5 protein-coding genes are annotated in these 22,219 nt (G+C 51.9%); all 5 read left to right on the plus strand.

Annotated elements, in window-relative coordinates:
* Genes IPH19_03355 through IPH19_03375 form a run of 5 tightly spaced genes read left to right on the plus strand, consistent with a single transcriptional unit; the run spans position 1 to position 21,953 of the window.
* On the plus strand, positions 1 to 2,217 hold the full coding sequence (locus IPH19_03355) for a hypothetical protein (protein ID QQR60426.1): 2,217 nt from the start codon (positions 1 to 3) through the stop codon (positions 2,215 to 2,217).
* Positions 2,214 to 10,577 (plus strand): hypothetical protein, encoded by an 8,364-nt coding sequence (locus IPH19_03360; GenBank protein QQR60427.1) that lies wholly within the window; start codon positions 2,214 to 2,216, stop codon positions 10,575 to 10,577. Before IPH19_03355 ends, IPH19_03360 begins: the two co-directional genes overlap by 4 nt.
* A complete protein-coding gene (locus IPH19_03365) occupies positions 10,574 to 11,791 on the plus strand; it encodes a beta-propeller domain-containing protein (GenBank protein ID QQR60428.1) in 1,218 nt (405 codons plus the stop codon). Before IPH19_03360 ends, IPH19_03365 begins: the two co-directional genes overlap by 4 nt.
* Positions 11,788 to 12,009: a hypothetical protein gene (locus IPH19_03370; GenBank protein QQR60429.1), complete on the plus strand. Its 222-nt coding sequence runs from the start codon at positions 11,788 to 11,790 to the stop codon at positions 12,007 to 12,009. The genes IPH19_03365 and IPH19_03370 overlap by 4 nt, the downstream gene beginning before the upstream one ends.
* A complete protein-coding gene (locus tag IPH19_03375; protein QQR60430.1) occupies positions 12,003 to 21,953 on the plus strand; it encodes a hypothetical protein in 9,951 nt (3,316 codons plus the stop codon). The genes IPH19_03370 and IPH19_03375 overlap by 7 nt, the downstream gene beginning before the upstream one ends.
* The last annotated feature ends 266 nt before the right edge of the window (positions 21,954 to 22,219 follow it).

The following is a 22,219-nucleotide window of genomic DNA, read 5'->3' on the forward strand; positions in this document are numbered from 1 at the left end:
TTGTCGGCAGTCTCCGTCACGACCACGAACCTGCTCGCTGCCTCCACCACGGTCACGGGCACGCTCACGGCAAACAATGCGACGGCGACCACACTGCAAGCCAATATCGCCACCTTCGCTACGGCCACTGTTTCAGGCCAGGCTATCTGTCTCTCCAATGGCGTTGGCTGTCCTTCGACTTCGGCTGAAGCCGACACCCTCGCCTCGGTGACGAACCGTGGAGCCTTTGCGACTTCAAGCGTCACCTTGTTTGGCGGCCTCACGGTTTCTGACCTCACGGCCACGGGTACCACTTCTCTCCAGAACACGACCATCAGCAATGGCACAACCACCAACTTCGCGGTTACGGGTGCCGTCAATTCCAATCTCATCCCAGCCGCTGATCTTGCGTTCTCGCTTGGAAACGCCACCAATCGCTGGAATGCGAATCTTGGGAACGTGACTTCGACTTCGGTCACGACCACCAATCTCTTTGCGACCAATGCCTTCGTCGATACCCTTGGCGTCACCACCTTCAGCGCCTCTTCCGGCACGATCACGAACTTCCTGTTTGCCAATGCCACGGGTACCAATCTCTTTGTCACGAACTTCAATGCCGGTACTGGATCGATCAACAATTTCACCAGCAACTCTTCGACGATTACGAACCTCTTCTCGCCCGCGGCCACGTTCACGTCTTCCTCGATCGTGAACCTCACCGCCACGACCGCGACCATCACGAACTTGGTCCTTGGTTCACCGCTCAATCTCACCAATATCACCTGGGTGAATGCGACGGGTACCAATACGACTTCAACGAATCTCTTTGCCACCACCTTCGGCTTCACGAATGCCACGGGCGACTCGCTCACCTCGAACATCGCCACCATCAACACCCTCACCTCGGTGAATGGTTCGATTACGACGCTCACTTCCACTTCCGGCACCATCGCCACCTTCAACTTTGAGAATGCCACCGGTTCCTCCCTCTACGCCAACACGATCCAGGCGACGACGGTGTCTTCGACGGCCGTGTTCGTCAACGGCGTTGCTGTGTGTCTCGCTTCCGGCACCAACTGTCCGACAGGAACCACGCCAAATCTCCAGACCGTCACGAATGCCGGCAATACGACGACGCGTGCCATCCAGTTTGCTGGCGGTACTTCCACGGCCGACTTTGTCTTCAATACCTCGGCCACGGTCAACGGTATCTTCACGGCCAACGGTCAGAGCAATCTCCAGAACGTTCTGTTTACGAATGCGACGGGCAATTCCTTGTTCGTCTCCCTCCTTACGGCCACCAACGGCACCATCGATACCTTGGTCTCGACCAATGGCACGATCACTTCCTTGTCGGCAGTCTCCGTCACGACCACGAACCTGCTCGCTGCCTCCACCACGGTCACGGGCACGCTCACGGCAAACAATGCGACGGCGACCACACTGCAAGCCAATATCGCCACCTTCGCTACGGCCACTGTTTCAGGCCAGGCTATCTGTCTCTCCAATGGCGTTGGCTGTCCTTCGACTTCGGCTGAAGCCGACACCCTCGCCTCGGTGACGAACCGTGGAGCCTTTGCGACTTCAAGCGTCACCTTGTTTGGCGGCCTCACGGTTTCTGACCTCACGGCCACGGGTACCACTTCTCTCCAGAACACGACCATCAGCAATGGCACCACGACCAACTTTGCCGTCACAGGCCTCGTCAATTCCAATCTCATCCCAGCCGCTGATCTTGCGTTCTCGCTTGGAAACGCTACCAATCGCTGGAATGCGAATCTTGGGAACGTGACGAGTACTTCGGTCACGACCACCAATCTCTTTGCGACCAATGCCTTCGTCGATACCCTCGGCGTCACCACCTTCAGCGCCTCTTCGGGCACGATCACGAACTTCCTGTTTGCCAATGCCACGGGTACCAATCTCTTTGTCACGAACTTCAATGCCGGTACTGGATCGATCAACAATTTCACCAGCAACTCTTCGACGATTACGAACCTCTTCTCGCCCGCGGCCACGTTCACGTCTTCCTCGATCGTGAACCTCACCGCCACGACCGCGACCATCACGAACTTGGTCCTTGGTTCACCGCTCAATCTCACCAATATCACCTGGGTGAATGCGACGGGTACCAATACGACTTCAACGAATCTCTTTGCCACCACCTTCGGCTTCACGAATGCCACGGGCGACTCGCTCACCTCGAACATCGCCACCATCAACACCTCACCTCGGTGAATGGTTCGATTACGACGCTCACTTCCACTTCCGGCACCATCGCCACCTTCAACTTTGAGAATGCCACCGGTTCCTCCCTCTACGCCAACACGATCCAGGCGACGACGGTGTCTTCGACGGCCGTGTTCGTCAACGGCGTTGCGGTGTGTCTCGCTTCCGGCACCAACTGTCCGACAGGAACCACGCCAAATCTCCAGACCGTGACGAATGCCGGCAATACGACGACGCGTGCCATCCAGTTTGCTGGCGGTACTTCCACGGCGGACTTTGTCTTCAATACCTCGGCCACGGTCAACGGTATCTTCACGGCCAACGGTCAGAGCAATCTCCAGAACGTTTCGTTCTTGAATGCCACTGGTTCGTCCCTCTTCGTCTCCCTCCTTACGGCCACCAACGGCACCATCGATACCTTGGTCTCGACCAATGGCACGATCACTTCCTTGTCGGCAGTCTCCGTCACGACCACGAACCTGCTCGCTGCCTCCACCACGGTCACGGGCACGCTCACGGCAAACAATGCGACGGCGACCACACTGCAAGCCAATATCGCCACCTTTGCCACGGCCACTGTCTCAGGCCAGGCTATCTGTCTCTCCAATGGCGTTGGCTGTCCTTCGACTTCGGCTGAAGCCGACACCCTCGCCTCGGTGACCAACCGTGGAGCCTTTGCGACTTCAAGCGTCACCCTGTTTGGCGGCCTCACCACTTCCGACCTCACGGCCACGGGTACCACTTCTCTCCAGAACACGACGATCACCAATGGCACCACGACCAACTTTGCCGTCACAGGCCTCGTCAATTCCAACCTCATCCCAGCCGCTGATCTTGCGTTCTCGCTTGGAAACGCCACCAATCGCTGGAATGCGAATCTTGGGAACGTGACTTCGACTTCGGTCACGACCACCAATCTCTTTGCGACCAATGCCTTCGTCGATACCCTCGGCGTTACCACCTTCAGCGCCTCTTCCGGCACGATCACGAACTTCCTGTTTGCCAATGCCACGGGTACCAATCTCTTTGTCACGAACTTCAATGCCGGTACTGGATCGATCAACAATTTCACCAGCAACTCTTCGACGATTACGAACCTCTTCTCGCCCGCGGCCACGTTCACGTCTTCCTCGATCGTGAACCTCACCGCCACGACCGCGACCATCACGAACTTGGTCCTTGGTTCACCGCTCAATCTCACCAATATCACCTGGGTGAATGCGACGGGTACCAATACGACTTCAACGAATCTCTTTGCCACCACCTTCGGCTTCACGAATGCCACGGGCGACTCGCTCACCTCGAACATCGCCACCATCAACACCCTCACCTCGGTGAATGGTTCGATTACGACGCTCACTTCCACTTCCGGCACCATCGCCACCTTCAACTTTGAGAATGCCACCGGTTCCTCCCTCTACGCCTCTACGATCCAGGCGACGACGGTGTCTTCGACGGCCGTGTTCGTCAACGGCGTTGCGGTGTGTCTCGCTTCCGGCACCAACTGTCCGACAGGAACCACGCCAAATCTCCAGACCGTGACGAATGCCGGCAATACGACGACGCGTGCCATCCAGTTTGCTGGCGGTACTTCCACGGCGGACTTTGTCTTCAATACCTCGGCCACGGTCAACGGTATCTTCACGGCCAACGGTCAGAGCAATCTCCAGAACGTTCTGTTTACGAATGCGACGGGCAATTCCTTGTTCGTCTCCCTCCTTACGGCCACCAACGGCACCATCGATACCTTGGTCTCGACCAATGGCACGATTACTTCCTTGTCGGCAGTCTCCGTCACGACCACCAACCTTTTGGCCGCTTCCACCACGGTCACGGGCACGCTCACGGCAAACAATGCGACGGCGACCACGCTTCAGGCCAACATCGCCACCTTCGCTACGGCCACTGTCTCAGGCCAGGCTATCTGTCTCTCCAATGGCGTTGGCTGTCCTTCGACTTCGGCTGAAGCCGACACCCTCGCCTCGGTGACCAACCGTGGAGCCTTTGCGACTTCAAGCGTCACCCTGTTTGGCGGCCTCACCACTTCCGACCTCACGGCCACGGGTACCACTTCTCTCCAGAACACGACGATCACCAATGGCACCACCACCAACTTCGCCGTCACAGGCCTCGTCAATTCCAACCTCATCCCAGCCGCTGATCTTGCGTTCTCGCTTGGAAACGCTACCAATCGCTGGAATGCGAATCTTGGGAACGTGACGAGTACTTCGGTCACGACCACCAATCTCTTTGCGACCAATGCCTTCGTCGATACCCTTGGCGTCACCACCTTCAGCGCCTCTTCCGGCACGATCACGAACTTCCTGTTTGCCAATGCCACGGGTACCAATCTCTTTGTCACGAACTTCAATGCCGGTACTGGATCGATCAACAATTTCACCAGCAACTCTTCGACGATTACGAACCTCTTCTCGCCCGCGGCCACGTTCACGTCTTCCTCGATCGTGAACCTCACCGCCACGACCGCGACCATCACGAACTTGGTCCTTGGTTCACCGCTCAATCTCACCAATATCACCTGGGTGAATGCGACGGGTACCAATACGACTTCAACGAATCTCTTTGCCACCACCTTCGGCTTTACCAATGCGACGGGCGACTCGCTCACTTCGAACATCGCCACCATCAACACCCTCACTTCGGTGAATGGTTCGATCACGACGCTCACTTCCACTTCCGGCACCATCGCCACCTTCAACTTTGAGAATGCCACCGGTTCCTCCCTCTACGCCAACACGATCCAGGCGACGACGGTGTCTTCGACGGCCGTGTTCGTCAACGGCGTTGCCGTGTGTCTCGCCTCCGGCACCAACTGTCCGGCTGCTTCCGGCCTCGACACCCTCCAGTCGGTCACCGCACGCGGCAGCTTCACGACCACCACCGCCCAGTTCTTTGGCGGCTTTGTGGCAGCTTCCTCTTCTGTCACAGGAACCTTTGCTGTTGCCGGAACAAGCACCCTTTTGCGCGATGTCTATGTCGGTACCTCTACCTACGATGTTTTCCTCAACTCCGACTTTGTCCTCGATGGCAATGATCTCTTTGCCGCTGACAATATTGGTTCGGTTTCCTCGATCTTCTCCAATGGCATGCTCGTTACCGGAGAAACCGGTCCTACCTTGTTTGGAGACGGATTCATCAATCAGACCGATGGTGCACTCGTTATTTCGGCCAACAGCTCATTCTTGACCCAACCATCCATCAGCATCATTGCCGGTGATTTTACATCCGGTCTTGCCGGTGACGTGAATATCCTGGCTGGCAACGGTCTTGGCGGAAACCCGGCTGGAAATATCTACCTCACGCCAGGCGACTCCCTTGGACAGCCGGGACATCTCTATCTCAATGCTGCAGGCACTTCCAATCAACCGCAATTCCGCTTTGAATCCATCGGTGGAGGCATGGTGAGCTTAGAGGCTCCGAATACCGCTAACACCGAGAGCTTTGTCCTTCCATTTGCGGATGGAGCTTCTTCTACTGTCATTGGTACCAATGGCACTGGAATTCTTACCTTTGTCTCTGTTTGTTTGACGGATGGTACCAACTGTCCGGCTTCTTCTGGCCTCGACACCCTCCAGTCGGTCACTGCGCGCGGCAGCTTCACGACCACCACTGCCCAGTTCTTTGGCGGGTTTGTGGCCGCAAGTTCGAGTGTGACGGGGACGTTTGTCGTGGTTGGCTCTACCTCGCTCCGCAATGTCGACTTCACAACGGCTACCGGTACCTCGGTCACCACGACTAATCTCTTTGCGACTTTGGGTAGCTTTACGACTGCTACCGCAACTAATGCGAATATCAACATTCTTACTGCCGCAACCGGTACTGTCTCTAGCCTCAACTTCCGCAATGCGACTGGTACGTTCTTGTTTGCCTCAACAGGTACGTTCGCAACGGTCACTTCATCGTTCTTGTATGCCAATACGGCTAACTTTGCGACGGCTACCGTTTCCGGTGTCGGTATCTGTTTGAGCAATGGCGTTGGTTGTCCGGCTGCTGGTTCGGTAGCAGTGTCTTTGGACTCGGCTTATGATGGTCCGTCGGGTAGTGGTTCTGGTCGTACCATCTTTGCAGATAATGGTGCAGTTAACATTATTGTTCCAACAACGGGTACTTCACCCGGCCTTGTGATTAATCATCAGGAGGATTCTAGTTTTGTGAATGCGGTTGAAATCTACTCAACTGGTACAAATCTCGCTCTTTTTGTTCAACGTAATAACAGTAACTTTGATACGAATTCTGCACGTTTTATTAACACGAATCCAGGCGGTTCCTCTATTACGGTCGAATCTAGCGATACATATCTTTCTTTCTTGGCAAACCGCACACTTTCTGGAGGTACAAGTGTCATCTCTTCACTGTCATCAACTGGTGTTGCTCAAGGACTTAATTTTAATGCGCGTTCATTTGATTTCCGTACAGCACCTGACGGAATTACACAGTTTAGCGCGTTGTCCATGCTTCAGAGCGGAGCTACCACATTTAATACCTCAAGTACTGAGAGCGCTACGGCTTGGAAAGTTAATAATTTTGGGTCCGGTCCATCGCTTGAGGTATTTGATGGTGGTAATGCGCTTTCGGATAATACGTCCTTCATGATTGATGATAATGGAGACGTCGGAATTGGTTTAAACCCGGGTGAAGTCAAGTTAAGCGTCCTTTCGAGCCGCGCTACAACTACAGCTGTTGCTCGATTTAGCAGCACAAGTTCTGCTGATTTTGATCTTTTTGTTGCAACCGGTACTCCTGAAGGTAATACATCCGGTTCTCCTGGTGACTTGGCTGTAGATACCAGAGATGGTCGACTATTTGTTAAAACAACAGGCGGCTCAACGGGATGGCTTTCAGTCTGTCTCTCCGACGGCACCAACTGTCCGGCTGCTTCCGGCCTCGACACCCTCCAGTCGGTCACCGCACGCGGCAGCTTCACGACCACCACCGCCCAGTTCTTTGGCGGCTTTGTGGCAGCTTCCTCTTCTGTCACAGGAACCTTTGCTGTTGCCGGAACAAGCACCCTTTTGCGCGATGTCTATGTCGGTACCTCTACCTACAGCGTTACCCTCAACTCCGACTTTGTCCTCGATGGCAATGATCTCTTTGCCGCTGACAATATTGGTTCGGTTTCCTCGATCTTCTCCAATGGCATGCTCGTTACCGGAGAAACCGGTCCTACCTTGTTTGGAGACGGATTCATCAATCAGACCGATGGTGCACTCGTTATTTCGGCCAACAGCTCATTCTTGACCCAACCATCCATCAGCATCATTGCCGGTGATTTTACATCCGGTCTTGCCGGTGACGTGAATATCCTGGCTGGCAACGGTCTTGGCGGAAACCCGGCTGGAAATATCTACCTCACGCCAGGCGACTCCCTTGGACAGCCGGGACATCTCTATCTCAATGCTGCAGGCACTTCCAATCAACCCCAATTCCGCTTTGAATCCATCGGTGGAGGCATGGTGAGCTTAGAGGCTCCGAATACCGCTAACACCGAGAGCTTTGTCCTTCCATTTGCGGATGGAGCTTCTTCTACTGTCATTGGTACCAATGGCACTGGAATTCTTACCTTTGTCTCTGTTTGTTTGACGGATGGTACCAACTGTCCGGCTTCTTCTGGTCTCGACACCCTTCAGTCCGTTACGGCTCGAGGCTCCTTCACGACCACCACCGCCCAGTTCTTTGGCGGGTTTGTGGCAGCTTCATCCTCGGTCACAGGTACCTTTGTCGTCGTCGGTTCTACCTCGCTCCGCAATGTCGACTTCACAACGGCTACCGGTACTTCGGTCACCACCACCAACCTCTTTGCGACGTTGGGTAGCTTTACGACCGCTACGGCAACCAATGCGAATATCAACATTCTCTCTGCGGCAACCGGTACGGTTTCTAATCTCAACTTCCGCAATGCGACTGGTACGTTCTTGTTTGCCTCAACAGGTACATTCGCAACAGTCACTTCATCGTTCTTGTATGCCAATACGGCTAACTTTGCCACAGCTACCGTTTCCGGTGTCGGTATCTGTTTGAGCAATGGCGTTGGCTGTCCGGCAAGCGGTTCCTCTAATGACACGCTGTTAACGATTACGAATCGCGGTGCGATCGCCACGAGCACGTTTACACTTTACGGCGGTTTTGTCGCGGCAAGCTCGAGTGTGACGGGCACTTTGAATGTCGTGGGTAGTTTGAATGTGTTTGGAGGAACTTCTAGCCGTATCGCTTTTGAAGCGCCCCTCGAACAGTACGTGACGGCTACTACCCCGTTTACAACCATGGCAACTACGTACGTTGGTAATGATCCGAGAGTTGTTGTCGTTCAGGGTAACTATGCATATATCATGAGCAACACTCCACAGCTGCATATTGTGGATGTCTCTAATCCGAGCGCACCAATCCTGATGTCGACCACGACACTTTCTGGTGGTAGTTCTTGGAGTGATTTGGTTGTTTCCGGTGATTATGTCTACACGGTTGATTTTGGAGGCACCATGAACGTTGTTGACGTTTCAAATCCACGAAGACCGTTGGTTACGGATACGCTTTCCTTAAGTGGCCCTGGCGAGATTGAAGTTGCAGGGAGATATGCTTATGTCGCTGAATGGAGCAGCAGCCGCATTGCCGTTATCGATATCTCGGATCCTTATAATATTTCCGTTCTTTCACAGACAGCGTCTGACCTCGAGGCTTGGGGGATGGAGGTTCAGGGCGATTATGTGTATACCTCTGCTTACGGTAGCGGGCCGTTCAATGTCTATAACGTATCAGATCCTAATACGGTACGCCGCGTTGGTACCACCGGTGCACTCTCTAGCTTAAGTAATGAGGTGCCGCTTCGTGTGCAGGGAAGCTATGCGTATCTTGGAAGTGCCGCCTCTAACTATTTCTACGTAATCGATATCTCTAATGCGACAGGACCAACCGTGATTTTTCAAGGTGCGGTCACGAGCACGTCGATATCTAATTATAAGTACTTTTCCGTCAACGGAGATTACGTGTATGTCTCTGAGGATGGCACTGGAGAAATGCATGTTATCGATATTTCCAACCCTCGTTACCCACGATACGTAAAGACCCACACCTATTCTCCAACGACTAACTTCGGTATTGATGTTGCTGGTCGATATGCTTACGTCTTACATCAGGGCGCCAGTGACTCGATGTCGATCATTAAGGTTGGTGGTTCAGAAACAAATGCTTTGCTCGCGCATAGCTTTGAGGCAGGCACGTTGAATGTTCTCGGAATTGCTGATTTTCAGAATTTTGTCTCTATCCGTACAGGTCTTTCTGTCGGTTCGGCTGGCATCAATAGTTTTGGTTCGTTAAATGTTTACGCAACAAATACAACGAGTACGTTTTATGGCGCGGTCTCTACGAGTCGTTTGATGGTCGGAGGGTATGCTGTTTGTCTTTCTAACGGTACCAACTGTCCAGCTGCATCTGGTCTCGACACCCTTCAGTCTGTTACGGCTCGCGGCAGCTTTACGACTACCACCGCCCAGTTCTTTGGCGGTTTTGTGGCCGCATCCTCTTCCGTTACAGGTACGTTCCGCGTCATTGGTTCTTCGATAGTGAACGGTACGTCGACTGTTACGGGTTCGTCATCGTTTAACGGTGTCGACTTTGTCCGGGCTACCGGTACCTCGGTCACCACCACCAACCTCTTTGCGACGAATGCTTTGTTTACCGGTGCCACAGGAACAACCGTTACTTCTAGCCAGGTCTTCTGGAATAATGCCACGGGCGCAAGACTCTTTGTTTATGGAGCAACGTTTAATGATGCGACGTCAAGCAACTTCTTTGTCAATACCATGCTCGGATTTACGAGTGCGACCGGTGTTTCTTTGAACGTAAATGGCTTTACAGCTGCAACGGCATCCATTGCTGGTCTCAACTTCCGTAATGCTACGGGTGTAAATCTTTTTACGACCAATGTCACAACGACCAATTTGTCGGTTCTTGGAACATTCTCCGCGACAAATCTTGCATGGACAAATGCAACCGGTACGTTTTTGACTGTCACAACGAGTACCCAGACCTTCTCGAGTATTCGATACGTTTCTTCATCTCAGCTAAATGTAAATACAGCGGTTCTCATGCGCATGGGTCAGGCGTCATCCGTCGGTTCACCTACCGAGGTGTTTGTTTCCGGCCGCTACGCGTATGTCAATTCAGCTGCTTTTGCTGACATCAACATCTACGATATCTCTGATCCGAATGCACCAACCTCGGTTTCATCGATTCAGATGCCTGGCGGAAACTCGGGTAATGCCTATGTTGTTGGAGATTATCTGTACACGGGCGATCAAGGCACGCAGCTTCGTATTTACGATATTAGCAATCGAAGAGATCCTCGGTTGTGAGCCAGCTTACCGGACCTACTTGCGAAGATTGTATTGTTTCAGGCCGTTATCTTTATAGCGTAGATACAAACTCCTTTGACATTGTTGACATAACAAATGCAACGGCTCCTCGAAGAGTATTCTCAACTACCACTTCGAACGGTGAGAAAGTGAGAGTCCAGGGTAGCTATGCCTATGCGATTCTGGGTGGAAATAGTGTCCGCGTTTTTGATGTAACAAACGCTACCAGCCCGATACAGATTGCTTCCATTGCCCTTACTTCGCCGTCAGCATTGGCTGTTTCGGGGCGGTTCCTCTATGTAAATAACAGTACCGCTGTTCGTGTGTACGATATCGCTGATCCGAATAATCCGACATTATTGGGCTCAGTTGCTATCGGCAATACTCCGGGCGAGATTGATGTAGCAGGAAAATATCTTTATATAACGCATAATGATTTGTCTGTAGTTGATGTTTCGAGTTCGACGAATCCACGCATCGTGATTCAGGATTTATCGCTCGGTAGTAACGGTATCGATGTGTATGGCCGCTATGGTGTCGTTGGTATTAGTGGAGGTATTCAAATAATTGATTTTGGAGGTCTTGAAACGCATGCGGCACGCATTGGGGCCCTGGAAGTCGGTTCAATTACGGGTTGGAACGATGCTGATTTTGGAGGCACGCTTCGTGTAGGGACATCGCTTCAAGTTGGTCGCCAGGGCATTTTTACATTAGGTTCGCTTGCTGTAGGTGCGACAAATACCACATCAACTATTGAGTACGCGGTCTCATCCACGCGCGGTGAGTTTTCGGGAGGATTGAGTGTTGGCGGTGTGTCTGTCTGTTTATCAAATGGAACAAACTGCCCTGCTGGCAGCGGAACAGACACCCTCCAGTCGGTCACCGCACGCGGCAGCTTCACGACCACCACCGCCCAGTTCTTTGGCGGCTTTGTGGCAGCTTCCTCTTCTGTCACAGGAACCTTTGCTGTTGCCGGAACAAGCACCTTTTGCGCGATGTCTATGTCGGTACCTCTACCTACGATGTTTTCCTCAACTCCGACTTTGTCCTCGATGGCAATGATCTCTTTGCCGCTGACAATATTGGTTCGGTTTCTTCGATCTTCTCCAATGGCATGCTTGTTACCGGAGAAACCGGTCCTACCTTGTTTGGAGACGGATTCATCAATCAGACCGATGGTGCACTCGTTATTTCGGCCAACAGCTCATTCTTGACCCAACCATCCATCAGCATCATTGCCGGTGATTTTACATCCGGTCTTGCCGGTGACGTGAATATCCTGGCTGGCAACGGTCTTGGCGGAAACCCGGCTGGAAATATCTACCTCACGCCAGGCGACTCCTTGGACAGCCGGGACATCTCTATCTCAATGCTGCAGGCACTTCCAATCAACCGCAATTCCGCTTTGAATCCATCGGTGGAGGCATGGTGAGCTTAGAGGCTCCGAATACCGCTAACACCGAGAGCTTTGTCCTTCCATTTGCGGATGGAGCTTCTTCTACTGTCATTGGTACCAATGGCACTGGAATTCTTACCTTTGTCTCTGTTTGTTTGACGGATGGTACCAACTGTCCGGCTTCTTCTGGCGGAGCCGACCTTAACTGGACCTTCAACCTCGCTGGAGACTTTGTGCGCAATGCGACCGGAACAACTGACATCGCCATTGGTTCTTCCACCCTCGGCAATGCTCCGTTTGTTTTCCTTAACAACACAACCACTTCACGCTTCCTGATCGGCCAGAACTCCTCGACCGGAGCTGGAGCTGATCTCGTGATTGGAGCCACAACCTCAAGCGGCATGAATACGCTCTTCCAGCTCACTGGCGATGATCTCTTTGTGGCTGGCAATATCGGGTCTGCTTCCAGCGTGTATACCAATGGCGCGTTTATTGCTGGACCTGGATCTACGTACTATGGCAATGGTTACATCAACAAGAATGATGGATCGCTGAGGCTCTCAGCAAGCCTTGGCATTGTTGCTTCAAGTCGCCTTGATGCTCGATACCTAAATCGCTGGTTTCTTTCGCCGCTCTTGAAGACGGCTGTGAATGGCGGCAAGAGTGTTCGTGTTCCTGTCGGCAACTCTCCTACAAGCGCTGCTTTTGATGGCAGTCATATGTGGGTTGTGAATGCTGCTTCTAACAACGTTTCCAAGATTGATATTACGACCAATACCGTTGTTGCGACGACGACGGTTGGAACAAATCCTGTTGATATTGCTTTTGACGGTACGTACATGTGGGTGGTCAACCAATCTTTTGGCAACGTTTCCAAGATTGATATTACGACCAATACCGTTGTTGCGACGACGACGGTTGGAACAGGTCCTAATGCTGTTGCCTTTGACGGAACACACATGTGGGTAGCTAACACAGGCTCTAACAACGTTTCCAAGATTGATATTACGACCAATACCGTTGTTGCGACGACGACGGTTGGAGCAGGTCCTAGCGGCATCGCGTTTGATGGCAGTCACATGTGGGTTGCGAATACTACTTCCGCTAATGCGAACAAGATTGAGATCGTAAATAATACCGTTGTTGCGACGACGACGGTTGGAACAGGTGCTCTAGGCATCGCGTTTGATGGCAGTCACATGTGGGTTGCGAATCAAACACAAGATACCATCTCTAAAATTGATATCTCAACCAATACCGTTGTTGCGACGACGACCGGAGCGTCTCCTAATAGTCTCGCGTTTGATGGCACCCATATGTGGGTGACGAAGGGTATCGCAGCTGATGTTATAAAGATTGATGTTAATACCAACGCTGCTGTTGTCGTTACATCAACAGGTTCATTAGCTCCAAATGGCATTGCGTTTGATGGCACCCATATGTGGGTGACGAACGGTGGTAACAATAATGTCATCAAGCTTCCTGTTGGTGGTGGGAATGGAGCGAATATGAACTTTGGCGTGAATCTTGTTCCTACGTCTAATGACACTTTTGATCTTGGTACGTCTGCGCTTGAATTTAGAAATGGTTTCTTTAGCGGAACCGTCTCTACGACCAATGTTACCGTCGGAGGATTCAATGTTTGTCTCTCTAACGGTACCAACTGTCCTGCGTCTTCCGGCACCGAAACCCTCCAGTCGGTCACCGCACGCGGTAGCTTTACGACAACAACTGCCCAGTTCTTTGGAGGCTTTGTAGCTGCTTCATCGAGTGTGACCGGCACGTTGAATGTTGTTGGAAGTTTGAATGTCCTCGGCCGGTCGACGAATCGAGTGGTGTTTGAAACGCCTCTTGAACAGTACGTCACCGCAACAACAATGTTTACGACCATGTCGACATCAACGCTTGGAGACGATCCAAACAAGGTCATTGTTCAGGGTAACTATGCCTATATTCTTGCAAGCATCGGCACACCTCGTTTGTTGATCGCGGATGTGACCAATCCTTCTGTCGTTCAGAATATTTCTACAACAACTTTGACTGGCGGTTCTAGCTGGGTAGATCTCGCGGTATCCGGTGACTATGCGTATACCGTTGACTATGCTGGAAACTTTAACGTCATTGATGTTTCGAACCGTAAAACTCCGCGACAGGTTTCTAACATTAATACGCTTTCAGGCCCGGGTGAGGTGGAAGTGGTCGGTAGCTATGCGTATATCACTGAGTGGAATGGTGGGCGTATTGCCATCATTGATATTTCAAGCTCGACAAATCCCGTAATCGTCGGTCAGGGCCCAGCTGATATTTTTCCTTGGGGTATCGAGATTCAAGGCAAGTATGCTTATACGATCGGTTACTATGCCTCTGAGCCATTTAGCATCTATGACGTATCAAGTTCTACGAATCCTGTTCGTCTTGCAAGCACGGCAGCTTTAAGCAATTTGGGCGGTAATGGCCAAGACCCGTTGCGAGTTCAGGGTCGATACGCTTATGTTGGCAGCTCTGCGTCCAATAATTTTTACGTGATTGATATCGTTAGCTCAACGAATCCGATCATTGTGTTCCAGGGTGCCGTTACGAGTACGGCCATCTCTAATTTCCGCGGCATGTCCGTGAACGGTGACTACGCCTATGTTTCAGAAGATGGTGCGGGAGAGATGCATGTCATTGACCTCTCCAATCCGCGCTACCCGCGTTATGCAAAGACACATGCATACGCTCCGCATACTTCTAACAAGGGCATCGATGTTGCGGGCCGCTATGCCTATGTCTTGCATGATGGATCTTCCGATGCCATGTCGGTTATCCGTATTGGCGGCATGGAGACGAATGCCTTGCTTGCCCATAGCATGGAAGTTGGAACGTTGAATGTCCTTAGTACTGCTGACTTCCAGAACTTTGTCACGATTGGAACGGGTTTGTATGTCGGAAATTCTGGTATTCGCAGCGAAGGCGCTATCACGGTTGGTGGTGTAAAGGTCTGTCTTGAGGACGGAACAAATTGTCCTGGTGGTTCATCTGGTGGTTCTGACACGCTTCAGTCTGTTACCGCTCGCGGTTCGTTTACAACGACAACGGTTCAACTGTATGGCGGTTTCACAGCCTCTTCCGGTACGGTCACGAGCACGCTCCAGGTTGGCGGACTTCTTACTTTCACGACGGCTTGGAGCCCATCGGGAACCATTGCTGTTGTCGGTAGCACGAGCACGCCGAGTGGTGCGTTTGAGGCTGTGATGCAGGGCAAGTATGTCTATACAACGACGAATAGTGCAACGAATGGTTTATATGTTACGGACGTATCCAATCCATATAAACCGCGCACCGTTGGCCATTTAAGTCTGTTTGATGATTCGAATGATTTTGATGTTTCTGGACGTTATGCCTATGTGGCTGATTCTGCGTCCAATATTTTGACTATTGATATCTCTAATCCGGCCCGACCGTTTGTTGCTGCAACGACAACGCTCTCTGCCGCTGCAATAACGGATATCGATGTTGTTGGCCCTTATCTCTATGAGCTTCAAGTCAGCTCCAACTTTCTCGATATCTATGACATCTCCAATCCGCTTGATATGCGATTGGTTGGCCGTGTCGACCATGGCTCGATTGGTGCGGATGAACTGCGTGTTGTTGATGGCTATGCATATATCCATACGCAAGTAAATGGTATCGAGATCATTGATGTTAAGGATCCTTCGAAGCCAGTAATTGTCGATACGCTCGATTACACAGCGAATGCGTTCCGCGGCTTTGACGTATCTGGTGCTTACCTCTACGCACTCGCTAACGACACCTTGCATATTCTTGATATTTCTAACCCCACGAATGCCCGGGTAGTTTCAACCTCGACCGGTTTTAGCGCGTCCGGAAATGGCGCGGTGCGTATTGCAGGTAATACGCTTTACGTTGGAAATGACAATAACTTCCACATCGTTGATGTCTCAAGTTCAACCAGACCGATTGTTCGAAACAGTGGGGCCGTGGGTACAGGTAGCGGTATCGTCTCGATCATTCCAAGCGGCCGCTTTGTCATCGTTCAGGCGGAAGAGCTCAATGTTGTCGATGTTGGTGGAATCGATGTGAGCGGAGCAAGGATTGGCGGAGCGTATATCGGCCAGGCGTATATCGCGGAGAACGTCACGGTTGGCCAGAACGCATCTATTCAAGGTGGTTTGAATGTAGGCATGAATGGCATCATGTCGCTTGGCGCGATTGGCGTGATGGCAACCAATACGACATCGACCTTCTGGGGCACGGTATCCACTACCCGTCTCTTTGTAAGCGGACGCGAGGTCTGTTTGGCTGACGGTACGAGCTGTTCATTCTCTGGCGGTTATGGAGCTGACGTAAACTGGATTTACAGTGCTTCTGGTGACTTCATGCGCACAACAACCGGCTCTACCGATGTCATCATTGGTAACACCACTATTGCGACCGCTCCATTCCGCTTTGACGTTCAGACAACATCCAGTCGTCTCATTATCGGTCAGAATTCCAACGACCAAACCCGCGCCGACCTCGTGATCGGTGCCACGACTTCAAGCGGCATGAACACCGCGTTCCAGCTCACGGGTGATGATCTCTTTGTGGCTGGCAATATCGGTTCGGCATCGAGCGTGTATACCAATGGCGCCTTTATTGCAGGCAGCGGATCGACTTTGTATGGAGATGGATATATTGCCCGTACCACTGGCGACATCGTCGTGAGTGCTTCATCGAATGTCTTTAGACCAAGTGCAAACAACACATTGAACCTCGGATCGGTCACAAGCTCATTCCGCAATATCTACGCGTCAGGAACTATTGCGTTTGGAACAGCAAGCGGATCGGCTCTCAACCTTGTTAACCCTGTCTTTACTCTTGCGACCAGCTCCAATTTCACCACGTTCCCGACCGGAGTCGCTGTCCGCAACAATATCGCCTATCTCGCCGACAGCAACTTTGTTGCACTCGACGTATCCAATCCTTCTAATCCGACCCTCATCTCAACCCTCGCTTCCGTGAATGCTAGCGACCTCACGCTTGCCGGGGACTATGCCTATGTGGCTGCTGATGGTCTCAAGATTATCGACATTTCCCGACCGGGCCGTCCGGTTCAGGTCGGCTATTACGCTAACGGTCTCGGCAGCACCAAACCTGTTATCTCCGGCCAGTATGCCTATATGGGAGGCCAGGATTTCCAGATCGTTGATATCTCAAGTCCGACAGCTCCGACGTCTACGGCGATTGTTACCCTTACAGGTTCTGTCGGAGGCGTTGATGTACAGGGCAAGTTTGCTTACGTTGCTAATGATACGACCTTCCGTATCTACGACATCACGGACCCTTCCAATCCAACGGCAACTGGTACGCTCGGCGGCTTTAACAACCTTGGAACGGTGATCGTGTCTGGCCAATATGCCTACGTGGTTAATGATGGAGCCGATGTTGTTTCCATCGATATTTCGAACCCGGCTGCTCCGGTGTCACTCGATACCTATTCACCTGTCATTTCGCTTCAATTGAATGACATTACTCTTTCTGGCCGCTATCTCTACCTCTCCAAGCATGTTGATGGCATTGAAGTCCTTGATATTACTGATCCAAATGGCCTCATCAAGATCGCTGAATACAATACTCCGGGTGCCGCTTTTGGCATGATGATTTCTGGCAAGTACCTCTATGTGGCCGACTTTGGAAGCGGTCTCGCTATTCTTGATCTTGGTGGCGCCGATATCTCGAGTGCCAAGATCGGATCGCTTGAGATGGGCTCGGGTCAGGTTCTTAACAACCTCGATATCGGCGGACGTCTCAATGTGGCTGGAGGTATTCTTGCCGGTATTGAAGGCGTGTTCTCACGAGGTCCGCTGGTTGGGTCATCGGTTATTGTGGGGGCGACAAGCTTTGCTACTTCGTCACGAACATCCCTTCTCGGCACGACGGCTAACCTGTCCGTTCACAATGAGGTTGCCGTTATCTCACAAGGATTTGTTACTCCTGAGCTTCGCCTGTATGACGTTTCTCAACCTAAAAATCCGACTTTGCTCTCATCAATTCTTGCCTCAACTGCAGGTAGTGAAGTGATTATCAAGGGAGATTATGTGTACGAAGTCGATACCACGATCCGAGCCATCGATGTTTCCAGTCCTTCGTATCCGGTTGTCGTTGCCTCAACTACCCTTTTAGCTCCTTATTCAGCATTCATCAGCGGACCTTACTTGTATGCCGCGCAAGATGCTGGTTTAGCCATCTTTGATATTTCAGATTCTCAATCTATCGAGTATCTCGATACGGCACCACTTCCGAACGTAGGACTTGTTGGCAGCAACCAGCGCAATGGTCTCTATGTCCGCGAACGCTTTGCCTATGTCACTGATATTGGTGCTGATAACTTCCACATTGTCGACATTCACGATCCGTATAATGCGACTTCCGTTGGTTATATCACTGGTTTTAGCAATCCGCAGGAAGTAGTTGTAAGCGAGGGCTATGCCTATGTGGTCGAGAGCTCGAGTAGTGAACTTAATGTAATTAATATTTCATCTTCTACCGGGCCGTTTATTGCTCGAACCATCTCTTCCGTGCAAGCTGGACCAACCGATCTTGCTTTGGCAGGTAACTATCTGTTTGTTGGAGGTTCGAGCGGCGTAACCGTCTTTGACGTTTCAAGCTCCACCAATCCACTTCAGGTCGCTACGGTACGCGCCGGAAGTGTTGTTGATCTTCAAATTGAAGGTAAGACATTGCATGTTACGACGGCTAGCAACTATCTCATGTACGATATTCCGGGTCTTGTTGCCCCCGCCATGCTCGTCGGTTCCGTCCAGGCAGGCACAGGTTTGATTGAAAATGACTTCACGATCGGCAATCAGCTGTATGTCGGTGGAGGCATTCATGCCGGAGGCAGCATCATGGCACGCGGTTCCATCAGTGCCTCTGATATCGATGTTTCCGGATTTGGTTCCGCAACAGCCGTACGTACCGTCCGTGTTGCCAGCCAATCAGTATATGCCGCCGGCGACTATGTCTATACGACGAATGATGCGAGTACGCGCGTCCATCAGATTTCTATTGCCAACCCAGAGTTCGCAACCAATACGGCGGCTGGCGTGCTTTCCTCTGCAAGCGGACGCGACTTGTTTGTGGCTGGCGGCTATCTCTATGTCGCTCAAGGCACCAACGGCCTTGCGATCTTCAGTACGGAGAATGCTACCGGCGTTCTCAGACAGATCAGTACAACCACCGGTCTTGGAACGGCTCATGAGGTATTTGTCTCCGGCCGCTATGCATATATTGCTGCGCTTGGTACGGGTGTGGAAGTGGTTGATGTCGGCAATCCGTATACTCCTGTCCTGAAGGAGACCTTTGATGGCAGCGGTACGAATTCCTCCCAAGGCGTTTATCTCCAGGACCGCTATCTCTATGTCGGTGATGGTGCTGACGGTTTGCGTATTCTTGATGCCTCGGATCCGGTCGATCTCCGCCAGATCGGTATTCTTAATACGGCCGGTTCTGCAGAAAAGGTGTTCGTGTCAGAAGGCATCGCTTATGTCACGGATGATACCAACGGTCTTGTGATCGTCGATGTCTCCAACCCGGCAAGCCCTCGACTGCTCTCAACGGTTCCCCCGATTTCTAGTGGAAATATTTCCAATGTCACGAAAGCAGGTGACTATCTGTATGTGACATCGGATACGGGTTTGGGCAGCGTTGATAACTTCCGTGTCTTTGATGTTTCGAGTTCCACGCGTCCGGTTCTTGTGTGGGGCTTCAATGGTCCGGGGTCTCCGGCTGGGGTGGATGTGAAGGGACGCTATGCGTATGTCGGTGATGGCGAGCTCTTGCATGTGATCCGTTTACCGGGTGTTGACGCTCCTTCTGCGAATATCGGCTCTTTGTTTACGGGTCAATTGAATGTGGCCGAAGGTGCTGATATCGGCAGCTATCTCAATGTGAAGACGGGGCTCAGTGTCGGCAATGGCGGTATTCAGGTTCAGGGTCCTTCCACGATCACTGGTTCTTCCACGGATGCTATCCTCCGCGTTCGCAATGCCTACAACTCAAGTACCACGCCATATACGGCATGGGGTATCTTGGTTGATTCGATTGCTGTTTCACCTTCTTTCAACGTTCCTCCAGCTAACCGTGATTCTTGGTCGATGTATATCGATTATTCTTCTTCATCCAACCGTGGCGGTCTCTGTGTTGATGATGCAATCACTGGCGGCGGTTGTCCGATTTCCAACATTGGCGGCCGCTCGATCATGACGGATGCAGGTATCACGGCGAATGCCTTTGACTTGGCTGAGCGTTACTCGGTATCTGGTACGGCTGAAGGCGGAGATCTCCTTGTTCTTGAAACATCGACATCTACGATGGTTACGAAGCATTCGGGCACGATGTATGATCCGAAACTCATCGGTATCGTCTCCTTGAATCCTGGATTTGAACTCGGCTGGTTCAATCCTTCCAGTACCGATGTCGCTGTTGCCCTTACGGGCCGCGTTCCGACCAAGATCTCGATGAACAATGGTCCGGTTCAGATTGGCGATCCTCTTACGTCTTCCGATGTCCCTGGCTATGCCATGAAGGCGACGAAGCCGGGTATGATTATTGGTCACGCGCTTCAGAGCGCCTCTGCGACGGGTACGGCTGAGGTATTCGTTGCTGTCGGGTATTGGGCGGGATCCATCTTTAATACGGATGGTACGGTTGCTCTCCAGACCGATGACCTTACGATCGATGCCGTGTCGATCGCTAGCTCAACTAATATCGCTGTTGATTCGTGGGGTCTCTCGTTCCGCGGTGCCGCATGGGATGAAGCTTCTTCAACGGTTGTCACGAGCAGCTTTACCCTTTTGAACGATGTCATTACTGCTTCTAGCTCGATGTTCACGATTCAGAATACGAGTGGGACCTCGGTCTTCTCCATCGATGAGTTTGGTAAGGCGACGATTAACGGCGACCTCTCGATTGCCGGCAAGCTCTATCCTTCTGCCCGCGGCACGGTCCAGAGTGAGTACTACATCTTCTTGGATGACATGCTTGGTCCGACATCGACCTACATGTCTACCAATGCTGATGGTTGGCAGTCGGAAGGTTCGTATGACTTGGCTGAACGTTATGTGTCTGAGCAGCCGCTGATTGAAGGTGAATTGGTGACGGTAAGCAGCGAGGGCGGACTCGCTATTGAGCGCGCTAGCGGCAACCAGAAGCCGTTCATGGGAATTGTCTCGACCAAGCCGGGCTTTGTTCTTGGCAAGCACTCGACGAGCACGTATCCGGTGGCGTTGGCTGGACGTGTTCCGACCAAGGTTTCGGATGCCAATGGTCCGATTGCTATCGGTGATCAGCTTACGGCTTCTGCTGACAATGCCGGTATCGCGGTTAAGGCTACGGGTGCCGGATATGTGGTCGGTATGGCTCTTGAGGCTTATCCGGGCGGCGACGATGACATGATCGAGGTGTTTGTACAGCCGGGTTGGACCAATGGTGATGGTTCAGTGATGCCGTCAGCTCCTTCATCGGGTGGCGGATCGAGCGCTCCGGCTGGAGTCACGACGGTTAAGCGCGGATTCGGTGATATCGCTGCCGGCGGAACTAAAGTGACCATCGAGTTTGATTCCATCGGTGCTTATCCGAATATCCAGGTAACGCAGTATGCCGGAGTTGAGGGCGGCTGGTATCTCAACAATGTGACGGACCATGGATTCGAGATCGTCTTGAATCAGGTTCAGTCCCATGATGTCCGCTTCGCCTGGAGAGTCGAGCCGACTCAAGCAGGGGAACAGGTCTACTATTCGGACAATACGCATGGCGCTATCGACTACCTGACCGGCATTGGTCCGGGTACAGGAGTCGGGACCACGAGCTCGGATCCAGGTACTGATCCTGGGACCAGCTCGGGAACTGACCCGGGTACAGATCCAGGCTCCGGCAGCTCGACTGACCCCGGCACCGACCCAGGATCAGGCAGCTCAACAGACCCAGGCGCCCCTTAAACCATAAATAGCTCTCTCATATATATAAGCATATGTAGTACATCAATAATCCGGTCTTTCCCCAAAGACTTTTAATGAAAAGCCTGCCCCAAGACCACAGGGCAGGCTTTTTGCTTAAGTACACTTCTTAACAGTTTATCCACAGCTTTTTATACTTATTATTTTAACTTTAGCTTAGCCATTTTTTACTATATATAGAGCATAAATTCACATAATCGCTTTCTATAAAGCGAAATTTATAGAATAGTAGAGGCTTTTGTTTTCGC

The sequence above is a fragment of the Candidatus Uhrbacteria bacterium genome (assembly GCA_016699205.1).
Taxonomy (GTDB): domain Bacteria; phylum Patescibacteriota; class Patescibacteriia; order 2-12-FULL-60-25; family 2-12-FULL-60-25; genus CAIXDN01.

Coding starts and splice junctions, on each gene's coding strand:
- IPH19_03375 (QQR60430.1), top strand. CDS start 12,003: ATGGTGAGCTTAGAGGCTCCGAATACCGCTAACACCGAGAGCTTTGTC.